This is a genomic window from Mesorhizobium sp. M0045, assembly GCF_040323385.1.
GTDB lineage: Bacteria > Pseudomonadota > Alphaproteobacteria > Rhizobiales > Rhizobiaceae > Mesorhizobium.
In genome coordinates this window covers 122986-136650 of sequence record NZ_JAMYUY010000013.1, presented here as the reverse complement: position 1 = coordinate 136650, position 13665 = coordinate 122986, and the positions used below count along the sequence as shown (strand labels likewise).

At 59.5% G+C, this 13665-nt stretch carries 12 protein-coding genes and 5 pseudogenes; 6 read left to right on the top strand and 11 right to left on the bottom strand.

Features of this window, described 5'->3' with window-relative positions; translation table 11 throughout:
• Window positions 1-1275 precede the first annotated feature (1275 nt).
• Complete coding sequence (locus tag NKJ72_RS20790; protein WP_352479167.1) at window positions 1276-1530, bottom strand: hypothetical protein; 255 nt, start codon at window positions 1528-1530, stop codon at window positions 1276-1278.
• A 294-nt stretch (window positions 1531-1824) separates the two neighbouring features.
• Here NKJ72_RS20790 and NKJ72_RS20785 point away from each other — a divergent pair, with 294 nt between their 5' ends.
• Entirely contained in the window at window positions 1825-2397 is a 573-nt protein-coding gene (locus NKJ72_RS20785; protein WP_502901879.1) for a thioredoxin domain-containing protein, read from the top strand.
• Window positions 2398-2527: 130 nt separating this feature from the next.
• On the opposite strand, the gene NKJ72_RS20780 is transcribed toward NKJ72_RS20785, so the two are convergent.
• From NKJ72_RS20780 to NKJ72_RS20770, 3 genes and pseudogenes are all read right to left on the bottom strand, one after another.
• Window positions 2528-2917 carry a hypothetical protein gene (locus NKJ72_RS20780; RefSeq protein ID WP_352479166.1) on the bottom strand — a complete coding sequence of 130 codons (390 nt, stop codon included), beginning with the start codon at window positions 2915-2917 and terminating at the stop codon, window positions 2528-2530.
• 33 nt (window positions 2918-2950) lie between these two features.
• Entirely contained in the window at window positions 2951-3091 is a 141-nt protein-coding gene (locus NKJ72_RS20775; RefSeq protein ID WP_352479165.1) for a hypothetical protein, read from the bottom strand.
• 222 nt (window positions 3092-3313) lie between these two features.
• Window positions 3314-4224: pseudogene (locus NKJ72_RS20770) on the bottom strand (IS3 family transposase); the annotation flags it as partial.
• 14 nt (window positions 4225-4238) lie between these two features.
• Between NKJ72_RS20770 and NKJ72_RS20765 the strand changes: the two are divergent.
• Window positions 4239-4400, top strand: a pseudogene (locus NKJ72_RS20765) (IS3 family transposase); the annotation flags it as partial.
• Between the two features lie 68 nt (window positions 4401-4468).
• On the opposite strand, the gene NKJ72_RS20760 reads toward NKJ72_RS20765, so the two are convergent.
• The 4 genes and pseudogenes from NKJ72_RS20760 to NKJ72_RS20745 form a co-directional block, all read right to left on the bottom strand.
• The gene (locus NKJ72_RS20760) at window positions 4469-4921 is read right to left on the bottom strand and encodes a YidB family protein (protein ID WP_352479164.1); all 453 of its coding nucleotides are present in this window, start codon (window positions 4919-4921) and stop codon (window positions 4469-4471) included.
• A 342-nt stretch (window positions 4922-5263) separates the two neighbouring features.
• Window positions 5264-6133, bottom strand: coding sequence for an MBL fold metallo-hydrolase (locus tag NKJ72_RS20755; protein ID WP_352479163.1), 870 nt, complete (start codon window positions 6131-6133; stop codon window positions 5264-5266).
• An 855-nt stretch (window positions 6134-6988) separates the two neighbouring features.
• Window positions 6989-7204: a DUF892 family protein gene (locus NKJ72_RS20750; protein WP_352479201.1), complete on the bottom strand. Its 216-nt coding sequence runs from the start codon at window positions 7202-7204 to the stop codon at window positions 6989-6991.
• Between the two features lie 2 nt (window positions 7205-7206).
• Window positions 7207-7278: pseudogene (locus NKJ72_RS20745) on the bottom strand (alcohol dehydrogenase catalytic domain-containing protein); the annotation flags it as partial.
• Between the two features lie 1392 nt (window positions 7279-8670).
• Between NKJ72_RS20745 and NKJ72_RS20740 the strand changes: the two are divergent.
• The 4 genes and pseudogenes from NKJ72_RS20740 to NKJ72_RS20725 all read left to right on the top strand — a co-directional run bounded on the left by NKJ72_RS20740 (window position 8671) and on the right by NKJ72_RS20725 (window position 10932).
• Entirely contained in the window at window positions 8671-9195 is a 525-nt protein-coding gene (locus tag NKJ72_RS20740) for a YciE/YciF ferroxidase family protein (RefSeq protein ID WP_352479162.1), read from the top strand.
• Between the two features lie 132 nt (window positions 9196-9327).
• Window positions 9328-9501: pseudogene (locus NKJ72_RS20735) on the top strand (septum site-determining protein MinD); the annotation flags it as partial.
• A pseudogene (gene minE, locus NKJ72_RS20730) lies at window positions 9498-9655 on the top strand (cell division topological specificity factor MinE); the annotation flags it as partial. The pseudogenes NKJ72_RS20735 and minE, both read left to right, overlap by 4 nt.
• Before the next feature lie 110 nt (window positions 9656-9765).
• Window positions 9766-10932 (top strand): glycoside hydrolase family 1 protein, encoded by a 1167-nt coding sequence (locus tag NKJ72_RS20725; protein ID WP_352479161.1) that lies wholly within the window; start codon window positions 9766-9768, stop codon window positions 10930-10932.
• 21 nt (window positions 10933-10953) lie between these two features.
• Here the strand turns inward: NKJ72_RS20725 and NKJ72_RS20720 are convergent, their stop codons facing one another.
• From NKJ72_RS20720 to NKJ72_RS20710, 3 genes are all read right to left on the bottom strand, one after another.
• Window positions 10954-11220 (bottom strand): DUF982 domain-containing protein, encoded by a 267-nt coding sequence (locus NKJ72_RS20720; RefSeq protein WP_352479160.1) that lies wholly within the window; start codon window positions 11218-11220, stop codon window positions 10954-10956.
• 98 nt (window positions 11221-11318) lie between these two features.
• Complete coding sequence (glf, locus tag NKJ72_RS20715) at window positions 11319-12461, bottom strand: UDP-galactopyranose mutase (RefSeq protein ID WP_352479159.1); 1143 nt, start codon at window positions 12459-12461, stop codon at window positions 11319-11321.
• A 2-nt stretch (window positions 12462-12463) separates the two neighbouring features.
• Window positions 12464-13636, bottom strand: a complete 1173-nt coding sequence (locus NKJ72_RS20710) for a glycosyltransferase (RefSeq protein ID WP_352479158.1) — start codon at window positions 13634-13636, stop codon at window positions 12464-12466.
• Between the last annotated feature and the right edge of the window lie 29 nt (window positions 13637-13665).

Genomic DNA, 13665 nt, shown 5'->3' with positions numbered 1-13665 from the left:
GCTTGTTCACACCACTTTACGACGTTCCCATTCTCATCACAAACTGGGTTCGCCCGCTGCTAAGCCGGGGTTAACGGCAGCTTTGCGCCCCATCTCGGTCATTCGTCAGCATCGTCGCCAATCCTGTAAGCTGCCATCCGCGCTTGGCTGAATGCCGAAATCACTCGGCAGGCGCCGAGTTACAAGACACAAGGTGAAAATTGCCGGGCACGATTGCCGCGAAGTGAGTAAAAATCGGCAACTGACGTGCTCACTGCCTCATTGTACCAAGTAGGTGAAGTGCTCGCTTGCGCCAACTGCGAACTCCTACGGGCGGAGCGGGAAGCACCCGCGCAGGGTCGCTACCAATGTCTGCACAGGTCGGGCATGAACCCCTCCTGTCCCGACGGTCGGTTTACCGGACCGACCGGGACTTGCAGCGCAAAGGTGGTTAGATTTTGCCAGCGTAGATATCGAACAACTTGCGGAAGAATCGATCATAGGGTGGCGCGCGGGGATCCCGCCGAACAAGTGCGCGCAAGCAGAGGTTCGGTCGGCCACGGTTGCGCTTGGGCCAAACTTCTCCCCAAACCTCCCCGACCACGGTAACGTTCTTGGCCTCACGAACAGCCGCAAGCTGAGCGTAACACCAAAGTTGCGCCCACACATTTGGCCATAGGTTCTTTGGTATTGGTTGCTTGGAGAACTTTATCTCAACTATGATAACATTTGCCCTATCAGCGCTCTCGTACACGAGATCTGGAGAGGCCCGAAGGGCTTCACCTTTCACCAGGAGATGAGGAATTGCAAAGTAGGGCGTGGCGTCCGTGTCCTGCAAGTGCAGACCGTTGTGCGTGAGGGACCATTTCCACCGAGAGCCACGCAAAAAGCTATTATCGTTGCAGGTAGCCGCGACGCCTCTCCCTTCCCATATTTCCTTTTCGGCTTTCTTCCCTTTGACGATATCTTCCTCGCTGCCTTCTGCCTGGCCATACAGTGAATAGACCCATTGAGAGAATGCTGAGGCAGCAGGTTTCGGAGCTCTCGGCCGCATTGCTAGCGCTTTGCGCAGGAACTCCGAAGGTACAAGTTCGAAAGAAGGGCGAAGCTCCCCTGACCCTGATAGTGGATGCGATAGCAGCGGATCCTCGACCAACTCTGCTCCAAATAAGGCAGCCGCTCGAACTTTAGCCTGTTCGTTCGACTCGGATGACGAAAGCCAGATGCGTTCCGTGGAAACTCGCCACCGAACTACGACCGACGGTGCCTCAGGGTCGCCCTTCGCGACAAGCGACTCTAGTTGCTCTTCCAGCTCGGTGCCGTCAGATCGTATTCTCTCGACATGATGAAATGTTCTGGATCGGCAGCCAGAAAGCCCATTCGTTGCACCGCCAATGAAAACGCTTCTTTGAGGTCACGCCTTGGCAATTTACAGAAATAAACTATTTTCTCGAGGGGCCCCAACTCGCCCAGTCCATCCTCAAGCCTCGACAGGCGCTTTGCATTTTGCGCGAGCCGCGTCAGAGACGACTTATAGGCTATCAAAGCCATGCAGGATTCCTGTCAATCTAGAACGGCAGCGTAGGGAGCAACCCCAAGCGACGCAAGGCTCCAGCGGGAATGTATGCAATACGCCTGCTGATAATCCTCCGCTGCTGGTTCGGCGGTTTCGCACAGAGTTAATAGCGTGCAAAGCGGCGCTGTTGAGCTAGGGTTCGGCTCTTCGGTTGCGGCTTAATGGCCTCCATCCGCCGTTAGTAGAGATGTCGCTGCAATGAAAATAACAGAGCTCGACTTGGAGCGACGGCAGGGCCGCCACTCAATCGATCTAAAGGCGAGCAGAATATGCGCCAAGCGGCGGCGTTCATCGATGAACTGCACCGCGACATCGGGCTGTTGGGCTCTCATTTGTTCCGAGGCCTGCACTGTCCGTTCTGCCGGCGCCATGTCGCGGCGATGGCGCAACTTAAGCCGGCCCTGCGTGAGAAAGGCGTCGAATGCCTGGCGGCGGTCAATACGCCAGTCGAGCGGGCGCGGCTCTATTTCCGTTACCACCCGGCACCCGATCTTCTCGCCGCGTCCGACCCGGAGCGGGCCTCGCACCGTGCTTTCGGCTTGGGCGAGATCGGGATGGACAAGGTCATGGGGATCCGTATCGATCTCCCGGGTGAGTTGCCCGAGCCTATGGACCCCATGGCAATGGACGAGTTTCTCAACAAGAAGGAGGGGTATGAGATTACGGAAGTCGATCAGCAGATGATGGCTTCCGCTAAGGAGCTGCTTGTCGGTCAGTTTCTCATCGACCGAGGGGGCATTGTACGCTGGAGCTTCAATGAAGTTCTGGAGGATGGCCTCACTACCTTCAAGGCGCCGAATCCGGAGGAATTGATGTCAGCGGCTTCGCAAGTTGCACATTAACGGGCCGCGGAAATAGGCGGCTGGCAACTCGCTCGACGACCGCGCCCTTCCGCTCTGGCGTGCCGTCCATCTCCCCCGCAAGGGGGGAGATCGGCAGCCTCGCCGGCGCAGCCCGATCGAGCGTTGAATGTCAATCGATGTTGTGGGGCGCAGAACGAATACTGGTGCCGGTCAAAGGTCCGGTTTCGACTCGAAGCGACCCGCAAGCCCCTTCGAGTGAAATGGTTTCAATCTCTTTCCAGGCTGCGAGCAACGGGCCTTTGCTTCCATAGACAGGATCCTTCCGCGGACGGCCAACCCTGGGGATCGTTACGACCGCCTTGGCATGGGCGGCGGCAGTCGTACATTCGTCATAGGTGCCGGATGGAGGATAGGCGCCGATGACTAGAAAATCGTCGGACGCGGAAAGACGCTGGTGCCCGGTGCCGGCCGGAAGCACCGCGACGTCGCCGGCTTTCAGGGACAGGATTCGTCCCTTGTTGCCGCCAAAGCGGACTTTGGCCGGCGCAACGCCCAGCACCTCGTGTATTCGCGAATGGTAGTGGTCGTAGTCCTAGATGCCGTCGCGCCAGCTATCGCTCCAGCCATTTGCCTCGAAAAGCGCCGCCATGACCGCCGCCGGATTGAATTCATCGGGCAGCTTCACGGCGCCGCGATAGACGACAAGCGGCCAGAACGGATGGTTGGGCACCACGCCATCATCCCTAAACCGAAACGCATTCGCTTTGCGCGGCCTCAGAAGATCGGCGACCTCGCGCCGGCCCGGTCTGGCGTTTACCACGTACTGCTGAGCACTATGTCCGAGCAGTCGATCCTATTCGGGCCACACCGACGGATTCCGGGCAACGCATAGATTGGCATCCTGCCGCCGTCGCAACCTACATCACTCCGCGGATTCTGACCTGCCACTGAAATTTCATCCGACTGCAGTTAGAGCCTCGGCGGGTTTTACGCCGTATGGCGCGGGTTGAGCAACGCGTGATCGGCGGAGCTGGTCGGGTTGCGCAGCCGATCGTCCGTTGCGGTGAGATTGGCGGCATAGGCCGCAGGCGTGATGTATTCGAGCGCCGAATGTGGGCGCGATCGGTTGTAGTCGTCTGCCCATTCGGCGATGGTTGTTCGGGCATGGTCGAGGCCGAAGAACAGGGTTTCGTTCAGCAACTCGTCCCGCATCCGCCTTGAAGCTTTCGCAGAAGCCGTTCTGCATCGGCTTGCCCGGCGCGATGAAGTGCCATTCCACCTGATGATCCTCGACCAGGCGAGGATGGCGTTCGAGGTGAACTCGGTGCCTCGGTCGGAGACGATCATGCCCGGCTTGCAGCGCCGGGCGATCAGTTCCGTCAGCTCACGCGCCACCCGGCGGCCGGAGATCGAGGTGCCCGGGATCGCAGCCAGGCATTCGCGCGTCACGTCGTCGACGATGTTGAGCACCCGGAACCGCCGGCCGCAGCCGAACGGGTCATGAACGAAATCCAGCGACCAGCGCGCGTTCGGCTTCGCCTGGACCAGGATCGGTGCCCGCGTTCCTACCGCTCGGCGCCTGGAGCGCCGCTTGCGCACGGCCAGTCCTTCTTCGCGGTATAGCCGGTAGATGCGGTTGATACCCGATGCCTCGCCTTCGCGCCTGAGCAGAATGAACAGCCGCCGATAGCCGAAGCGCCGGCGCTCGTTGGCCAGGTCGCGTAGCCGGCCGCGCAGTGCCGCCTGGGGTGGGCGACAAGGACGATACCGGATCATCTTGCGATCGGCGCCCACAAAGGAACAGGCCCGCCGCTCCGACAGGCCCATCGTGGCCTGCAGATGCGCGACGGCTTCGCGCTTGGCGGCGGACCATCCCATTAATGGTGACGCCCGCGGCCAAGCGGAAAGCTGTCGCTCGCCTGAAGGAAGGCTTCGGGATGAGCGAACGGCGGGCGTGTAAAGCCATCGGCTGTTGCCGCATGACGGTTCGCTACGAGACCAGCAGGCCGGACGACCGCGAGCTTCGCGAGCGGATGAAGGCATCGCGCAGGAGCGTCCCCCGGTGTAGAGTTGCCACCCTGGATCTCGCCTTGGCCGGCTGCATTCCTGGCTAGGTTACATTGTCGAGCAGGGTCGACTTATCCACGCCTTGTGTCGGCTCAGGCGGCCATTCACCATTCGGCGTCATCTCGTTGACTGTCTCGGGTAGATTCCGCGCAATCCTTCTGATTAGCTCCTCGCGCGAAAGACCCGTCTGCATCGAGATTGACGTGAGTGTACCTTCGTCCATTGCCGCTTCGACGTCCCTTGGCTCGATCGGTTGGTTTGGCCCGCTGCCAACCCACGAGTCGACCTTCGATCCTGCCCCCACCTCCCTGAACCGGTCGAGGATCTCACCAAGGTCAGCCCTCGACACGCCATTCGTTATCTGAGCCAGAATTCTGCGTTGCGGGTCGTTTGGGTTAAGATGCCCCGCTCCCGGAATCAATTCACAGAGCTTGTCGCGATTTTGGTATGCCAGAACGCCAAGCATCGCGATCGCCAATCTTCCCAGATTTGCCATTTGGTCTCCTCCACGGTTTTGGCCGAAGCCAAGTCTTGGCGGGTGGCGACGCGTGTGGGCTCGAACAACTTCTTGCCGGTCGGCTCGCAGGCGGAGAGGACGCGTCCTTCGGGGTACTCGTTGTCCATCTGACGTCTTCTCCTGACGCAGAACTTCGGGGCGCTTGGCCGCAGTCGCCCTGCGCCGATCGAACGCCCTAACCCGGCGCCTCCCGGGTTTGTTCCGCTTGTCAGAGTTTGTCGGCGACGATGGGGCGCGCGACCCGACGGGTAACTCTACCGGCTCGAGAGATAGAGTCGGCGTAACTTGACCATACTTCAGAACGACGGCGGCTCGTTAGCCTCAGCTACCTTGGACTGCCGCGGGCTCGCGCACGAATTTCAATTTCGGCGGGACGGCGAACACCCTGAACCGCTCAGCCAGGCTGTCAAGAGCTTGACGCATGCCCACCCCCGCAGCAGCCGCACCGTGTCCACTGATGACCATCTGCGGGTTCAGGGCAGCCAGGTGCTTCACGGATCTTTCCGCCGCATCCCAGTCCGGCGTGAAGTAGCGCGGCGGACCGTGCATCTCAAGATCCTGAACGGCGACCTCATAGACTGACTCCTGACCGGTGGTGATAAAAGCGTCCCCTACGATCAGCGAGCGGTCCTCCTCGCGCCAGAGCGAGATATGCCCAGGAGCGTGCCCGGGTGTGTGTAGCCATCGCCATCCGGGCATTCCGGGGATCGATCCGTCGGCAGGTAAGAGTTCCAAACGGTTGCCAAGATCAATTGGCCCCCGTGGAAAAAGCGGCGAAAGCAGCGCCATCAGTCCACCCCCGACCCAGGGATCCGGTGGCGGATAGGATGCGGTTCCGTCCAAATAGGGGCGCTCGAGTGGATGCGCGAAGACAGGCACGTCCCACTTATTCGCGAGGTCTAGAACCGTGCCCACATGGTCGAAATGGCCGTGGGTCAGGATGATCGCGGCCGGCCGTGCGTTCGTGCCAAACCGCTTTTCCGCGACCGCAAGAATGCTGCTGCGGGACGTCGGCAACCCAGTATCAATCAGCATCCAGTTCCGATCTCCGCTGCCCGGTGCGCCGAAGAACACGACATTGACGATTGCTAGCCGCAAATAGCCCAAGTCCGGTGCGATGCTCCAAGCGCCGTCGCCACGATCCTCGCGCCTGGCGTGATCGATCTCGGAAAGTCGAATCTGAACGGTCATGTGATCCCGTGCCTATCTTGTTGCTGAGCAGCCGCTCGAGTCGATCGGCGGCGGTGGTATCGCCCCGAACTTGGCACGGCCCTCCTTGTTCCTCATTCGCCACCCAGCTCCGGACAGTCCACCACAGGAACAAAAGGCTCGACCAATCGGTTCGGCATTACCGGGTCACGCAAGGACGAGCTGGACTGAGCAACGAAGATGGCGCGTGCCCGATTGAATGCGGTATTTCGCCAACGCGGTTCCCAGTCCTAGCAAGGTGGCCGAGCTCGAAGCCGACTGCTGAAAGGAGACTTCGAATGAGCGAAGTGGGGCGCAGGGACGAACACCAGGTGGAGGCTCTGGTTCCGCAAGCTTCGCGTTTCGTTTTTTCATGGCAGGCTTTGAGTGCTCCTCGCACCGGCGCAAGGCCGGGGTTCGCCTCGATCTTATTCGTGCGACCTCGCATAATTTGCATGCCCTGGGCGACTACGGCGACCTGGCCGAACTCGGCCTTCGCACCGTCCGCGACGGACTGCGGTAGCACCTGATCGAAACGGCTCCCGGGACCTATGACTGGTCAAGTTGGGCGCCAAGAGGCGGCCCGATCGGCAGGTGTCCAGGTTATCTGGGACATCTTCCCCGAGGTGGGGTTATTTTCGGCCATCCACGCGGATGGCAAACGCCGCCTCCGTCAGGCCGTCGCGGACGAACTGGTGCGTCAGCAAGATCTGTTCACGGCAAACTGGACGCGCTGATTGCGTTGCGACACACCGCAAGCGCGACCATCCGTTATGAACGCCCGCCCCGCGACGTTGGATTAGCTTTTTGCGGTTTCACCAGCTTCGCGCAACTTCGCTTACCGCAAGGTGACGTCCCTCAGGTTTCCTTCAGCCAGTTAGCCATGGCTTCTTCTTCGCTCAAATTTTGCTTGAGGACCCGTTCGGGATCCTGAAAGCCACCGGCCTCGGCGAGTACCAGCAGCGAATTGTAAGCAGCAATCTCGTAGTTCTCAATGCAAAAGCACGCGATGCGCGCATCGAGTTCGCAATTGCAACTTGACACCCCAGATAGTCGCTCATCGAGGTCCTCCAAGGATCCTCGATTTCGGGATCGGTAACCTCGTCGCAACGTATATCTTCTTTTCCATGCCAAACGAGAGCTCGCATGCTCATCTCCTGTGGATGCCCGTCTGCGGCGCCGCCACGGCAGACCTGGATATTCGAGGGAAGTTGCCCCAGAGATGGACACAGGGAGTTCAAATCGGGATCGGCGGATATGGATCTCAGGCGCTGCGTCCGGAGTGTCGGTGCACAAGCCGCGAACAGGACACGAGCTTTTTTGCACCTGAGCTGGAACAACAGCGCCGGGGCAAGGTTTTGATGCCTGCAGCGTTGTCCTCCAGCTGCGTGATCGGGTTGTCCGATCGGCCCGCGCCTATTCTCGGGGCGCGGGTCATCTCAACGACATACATACCCCGAAATCCTTTCTGGCGGCGAAAGACCGAGCCGTCCCGTTGAACCAGATCCGTGCGCGCCGAGATAATGCGGTTGCGCGCTGGAAACAGTGACAAGCCGCCTCAGCCGCCCACGCGCCGGCGTGCTGGAGCTTCATTGCGAAGCGTCGGCGCGGACACTGAAGGAAAGAGACGATCACCTGCGCGATGGGCAGCCGGTTGCAACCGTGGGCAGCAATCCCTGATCCATTGCGCCCCAAGCCGTGAGCAACCCCCGTGGGGTGACAGAGATCGGTGCAGACTGGAACTGCACAACGTCCGCCAACTCGAAGTGGCCACGGGAACGCGCGCCTTGCTAGCGGGTTGCCGGATTGAGGATAGAGGCGACGGAACTGGGCCTGAGCGAGGTCGACGGGGACCCGAGGCGATTGCGATCGCATTCCGCATAAGGCCTTTGCACTCACAATGGCGGAACGTCATAAAGGAGGCAGGTTCGAACGTCGGGGAGGCCGCTTAATCTGTAGACCATCCATCGAATCAGGCATGGCGCAGATCGAGGTTCTACGACCCGTATTCGGTTCCATTCGTGGTTCGGTACGCTCAAAAGTCGAACCAGGTTGCCGCTTCAAAGCACCCCATGGTCAAATTGTGTAGCCGCCCTGGGGCGAGGTCGCATCCGACATTAGCGGGTATGATCGAAGTCTACGGCGAGACCACAACTGACCGCATGGCCAGCGACCATGTTTTCGAACTAACGGTTTGAAATCGAGGGCGTCGGAACGATTTGCCTCAGCGCTCTGAAGGCGAGCTCTCTCGATATCAGGCGGTGGCGGCGACTGCCCGTCCCGACATATTGTTCGTAAAATCTTCACGCCGTCGCACGAGACACCTCCAAGCCACTTCATCCCACATTAATTGCGCAAGTTTCTCAGATGCGCATTCACATCGGTTAACCCGACCAAAATAGACGCGTCTCGACTCAAGATTGAGCAGTTCGTTCCAGCATTCGGAGGACAAGCGAGTTGCGGGCCATGGTGAAGGAACAACAAGGCACTGGCCTCGTTAGAGCCGTATATCTATCGATAGCTTTCAACAGGAGATGAGAATGGCGACGACGAGAAGATCACAGGGCAGTTCCAAGGGCTTGGGAGACCTTTTCTACGAAGGTCTGAAGGACATCTACTACGCCGAACGGAAGATTCTGACCGCCTTAAAGAAAATGGCAAAGGGCGCAGAGTCCGAAGAGCTGAAGGCCGCGTTCGAAAAGCATCGAGACGAGACAGAAGGTCAAATCGATCGCCTGCAGCAGGTTTTCGAAGTGTTTGGCAAGAGGGCCCAGGGCAAGACCTGCCCAGCGATCGATGGCATGATCGAGGAGGGGCAGGAGATTTTGGAGGAATTCGGAGACGCTCCAGCTTTGGACGCAGGGCTCGTGGCTGCAGCCCAGTCCGTCGAGCATTATGAAATCGCGCGCTACGGGACTCTTGTGACTTGGGCGGGCTTGCTCGGCCTAAGAGACGCAGTCCCACTTCTGGAACAGACTCTCGAAGAAGAAAAAGCGACCGATGAGGCGCTCACCCAACTCGGCGAAACTGGCGTCAACGAACGGGCAATGCAGCAGGCCGCGTGAGGTCGCGTATTGCTGGGGGTGGCCAATCCGAGATTTGCATCTTCTTGAGCAGCGCAATGAGCGAATTCGCATTGGCCAATTCTTCTGTCGCTTGCCTGTCGAGCACACGGTTTTGGCGCCAACCGCATTGTACTGTTGCGCGCATCCAATGTGGGCGCGCCGGTTACGCTCAGCGAAAACACCAACCCCGCCGCACGCGCCTATATCGACGCGGCAAGAAGACTCGAGGGCGAGGACCTGCCGGTCATTCTGCCTTTCGAACGGAGGGGCCTCCTCGACCGGCTGTTGGGAAGGAGGGCAGCATGAACCTGCTCGATATCTTCAAGCGCCGCGGCAGCGCGCCCGTGGCGCGCGAGCGCTTGCAACTGCTGTTGGCTTACGAGCGCCGCAACCGCAACCAGCCCGATCTCGTCTCGGTCTGCGCGAGGAGATCATGGCCGTGATCGCAAGGCAACGCCAACACGTTGACATGATGGCAGCCGAATCGAAATCAAAGAGGCGACCGAACCTGGCAATGGGCGATCGCCGAACGCAAGTGCTTGCGCCATTCCTGGCCGACAGGATGCCGGTATGAACGAGGAACCGGCTCGTCGGCCCACGGCAGATCCTTCTAGCATTGACAGCTTTTTCATGGCTGGTTTCGAGTGTTCCTCGCATCGTCGTGCCGACGGGGTGCGCCTTGATCTGATCCGTGCGACCTCACATGACACCCATGCATCCGGCGACTATCGCCGCTGTGCCGAGCTTGGGCTTCGCACGATCCGCGACGGCTTGCGCTGGCACTTGATCGAAACAGCGCCGGGAGTCTTTGATTGGTCGAGCTGGATGTCGGTGATCGAAGCAGCCCAAGCGGCCGGGGTGCAGGTCATCTGGGATATCTTCCACTATGGTTCGCCAGACCACGTCGACCAAGGTGGCCCCGGCTTTTTCGAGGCCTATGTCCGTTTCGCGGCGGAAGCTGTTCGGGTTCATCGCTTAGCCACCGGAGTGGCTCCCCTGGTATGTCCGATCAACGAAATTTCGTTCTTTGCGTGGGCGGTGGAGGTCGGCTATTTCCCGCGCGTCGGGCAGAACAAGCGCGGATGGTTCAAACGCCACCTTGTCAGGGCAGCGATCGCCGGGGTCAGAGCAATGCGGGAGGCCGAACCCAGTTGCAGGTTCATCTGGGCTGAACCGCTCATCCATATTGCTCCTCGTAACCGCAGTCGCGCCGAGCGGCGGCCCGCCGAAAATGCTCGTCAGGGCCAGTTCGAGGCTTACGACATGCTGGTCGGGCGCGCGGAGCCGGAGTTGGGTGGCAGCGAGGACCTTGTCGACGTCATAGGCCTCAACTTCTATCCCCACAACCAATGGTACTTAAATGGGCCAACGATACCGATGGGGCACCACGAATACCGGGCACTTTCGGAAATGCTGGTCGAGGTCGACGAGCGCTACAAGAAGCCGATGTTTATTGCTGAGACAGGCGCCGAGGGGTCAGGACGGCCGGCTTGGCTGCATTATGTTTGCGACGAAGTGCGCGATGCGATGAGCCTCGGCGCACCTATTCAGGGCATATGCTTGTACCCGGTGACGGCCTACCCCGGTTGGGACAATTCGCGCCACGCCGAAGTCGGATTGTTCTCCACCATTCATGCGGACGGCTCGCGCACGCTTCACAAGCCGCTCGCCGACGAGTTGGAGCGCCAGCGCGGATTGTTCGAGGCCTTCGAAAAAGAGCCAGCAGGCGCGATATAGCCCCGCCGCGTGCGCCGCGCTTTAACTGCATCGGCAACCCGGTAAGCCTGAATCCGTCCGCCGAGAAAGATCCTGGCGCCTTTGGCCGCAGCGATGAACGCCTGGCGTGCGACCCTTGGCGACTTTCGCAACGGCAAGGCACGCCTCGATTGTTGCGGGTCTCGACTTGCAAGCCGGCTCCGGCCAATCCTTCAGCAGAACCTCGGCCGCGTCCGTTACCGACACAACAACCCGGTCGCGATCGATCCGGCCGGGTTGAATGACTATCGGCTTTGTGAAACGTCTCATACGCACGACCCTCCAACGGCATATTAGGTTCGGCTGATCTTTGCGCCATCTCAAATGTCAATGGTCGCCGCCAACGCAGCTTAATCGCGGCACATCGTTCACTCCGCCGCTTCGCGCTGCGTCGGCATCCGCCCGATGGCGTTTGCCGACATGCTCTTTTGAATGCGCGCGAACGTCGCCAAAGCCTGCCCGACGACCTGATCCATATTGTAATAGCGATATGTCGCCAGACGTCCGACGAACCAGACCTGTGGGCACGCCGCTGCCAACGCTTCGTAGCTTTTGTACAACGCCTCGTTTTCGGGCCGCGGCACCGGGTAATAAGGGTCTCCGATGTCCGAGGGGTATTCGTAGGTCAGGCTGGTCTTCGGACTCTTCTGTCCGGTCAGATGCTTGTACTCGGTGATGCGGGTGTAGTTTTCCGTCTGCGGATAGTTGACGACGGCGACCGGCTGAAATTCCTCGCAATCAAGCGTCACATGCTCGAAGCGCAGCGAGCGGTAGGGCAACCGACCCAGCTTCCAATCGAAAAATTCGTCGATTGGCCCGGTGTAGATCATCCGCTTGAACGCAATCTTGTCGCGAATCTCACGATAGTCGGTCTGCAGCATGATCTTGATCTTGGGATTATTCAGCATGCGCTGGAACATACGCGTATACCCGCCTGCCGGCATTTTCTGGAAAGTGTCGCCAAAATAGCGATCATCGCGATCGGTCCGCGTTGGCACCCGCGCTGTGACTGATTTGCTCAACTGGGAAGGGTCAACACCCCACTGCTTCCTGGTGTAGCCGCGGAAGAATTTCTCGTAGAGCTCCCTACCCACGGTGCTCACGACGACATCTTCTGCTGTGCGGACTTCTTCGACCGTCTCTCGCCGGGAAGCGAAGAACTCCTGCAGCTGCTCGGATGTCAGCTTAAGGCCGTAAAGGCGGTTTATGGTGTCTAGATTGATCGGTATCGGCAGCAGCTTTCCGTCGACCTGCGACAGCACGCGGTGTTCGTAAGACCGCCATTCGGTGAACTGCGACAGGTAGTCGACGATCAATTGGGCGTTGGTGTGGAATATGTGCGGCCCATAGCGGTGGATCAGGATCCCCGCCTCGTCATAACAGTCATACGCGTTGCCGCCGACGTGATTTCGTCTGTCGATGATCAGGACGCTTTCTTGTCGTTGCGATGCGATGCGTTCCGCCAGCACGCTGCCGGCGAAGCCGGCGCCGACGATCAGCCAGTCGAACATCCTCACGCTCCCCTCAGCAACGGCACGACGCTCTTCATCGCGTAGGCGCGCTGGATGTGGGCCGCCATCGCATTCCAGGTCTTCTCCCAGGACATATCGGCGAGATAGGCGTCGGCTTTCTCCACCAGGAAATCGCGGGGACGCGCCAGGATGGATCGAAGCTTGGCTTCGAAATCCTCGGAGTCGACAATGTCGACCAGGCCTTCGGCGCCATAGGTGCGCACGACGTCGACGATCGCTGTGGAAACCACCGGCAGTCCTGCCGCCAGGAATTCAGGAGTCTTTGTCGGACTGATGTAGCGTGTCGCCTCATTGAGCTTGAAAGGCATCCAGCCGGCACTCCAATGTCGGAGATAGCGTGGCAGGTCGGCATAGGACTTGCTGCCCAGCCAATGCAGGTTGCTTGTGGTGGGCAGCCTCGCCGGATCGATCTTGACCACAGGGCCGAGCATGACGAAATGCACGTCCGGCATTGCCGCAGCCGCCTGGGCTACCAATTCGACGTCGAGCCGCTCGTCAATGACCCCGAAATACCCCACTCTCGGGTGAGGTATGTTGGCCTGGTCGAGTGGGTCCTCACCCGGCTCTCTCGCCTGATGGAAATGTGCAACGTCGATGCTGCTTGGAAAAGGAAAGATCGAACGATGCAGGCTTCGCTTGGCCTCGTAAAGGCTCTGCCCGCCGGTGAAGACGATATCGGCACGTTGGAACAGCGCCTTTTCCAGCTGTTTCAACTCTGCGGGTGCGTTCTTGAACGCGGAGAGTTCATCCATGCAGTCGTAGACGCAGACGTCGAAGGCGAGATGGTCGCTGAAACGTAGCGCCATAGGCGTGTAGTACCACGCGGTCAGCCGTTCATGCGGCGTCGAGGCGACGATCTCGTCGACGAATCTGCGCTGAAGCGCATCCGCCTCGGTGGCGGAGGTGCCGACTGGAATAACGGGCGTCACAATTCTGATCGTAGGTGAAACGTCGTTCACCCGCGTCGAAGCGTGGCGCCTTTCGTCGAAGATCGGCTCTTCGAAATAAATTAGCTGCTGCTGTTTTGAGGCGAGCGTCAGAATCTGTTGCGGTCTCTGAAATACAAAATTCCATCGGAGGTGGGAAAAGCAAAGTAAAATTGACCACTGTAAGGGGGTATTTGGTGTTAAAGGGGTGCCCACCGCCATTTCCATGTAAAAATCCTTCGTTGCAGTTAGAAAGG

What these genes read in the sequence shown, in the direction of transcription:
- NKJ72_RS20790 (WP_352479167.1), bottom strand. Translation starts at nt 1,530, where the DNA reads ATGGCTTTGATAGCCTATAAGTCGTCTCTGACGCGGCTCGCGCAAAAT.
- NKJ72_RS20785 (WP_502901879.1), top strand. Translation starts at nt 1,825, where the DNA reads ATGCGCCAAGCGGCGGCGTTCATCGATGAACTGCACCGCGACATCGGG.
- NKJ72_RS20760 (WP_352479164.1), bottom strand. Translation starts at nt 4,921, where the DNA reads ATGGCAAATCTGGGAAGATTGGCGATCGCGATGCTTGGCGTTCTGGCA.
- NKJ72_RS20755 (WP_352479163.1), bottom strand. Translation starts at nt 6,133, where the DNA reads ATGACCGTTCAGATTCGACTTTCCGAGATCGATCACGCCAGGCGCGAG.
- NKJ72_RS20740 (WP_352479162.1), top strand. Translation starts at nt 8,671, where the DNA reads ATGGCGACGACGAGAAGATCACAGGGCAGTTCCAAGGGCTTGGGAGAC.
- NKJ72_RS20725 (WP_352479161.1), top strand. Translation starts at nt 9,766, where the DNA reads ATGAACGAGGAACCGGCTCGTCGGCCCACGGCAGATCCTTCTAGCATT.
- NKJ72_RS20720 (WP_352479160.1), bottom strand. Translation starts at nt 11,220, where the DNA reads ATGAGACGTTTCACAAAGCCGATAGTCATTCAACCCGGCCGGATCGAT.
- glf (WP_352479159.1), bottom strand. Translation starts at nt 12,461, where the DNA reads ATGTTCGACTGGCTGATCGTCGGCGCCGGCTTCGCCGGCAGCGTGCTG.
- NKJ72_RS20710 (WP_352479158.1), bottom strand. Translation starts at nt 13,636, where the DNA reads ATGGAAATGGCGGTGGGCACCCCTTTAACACCAAATACCCCCTTACAG.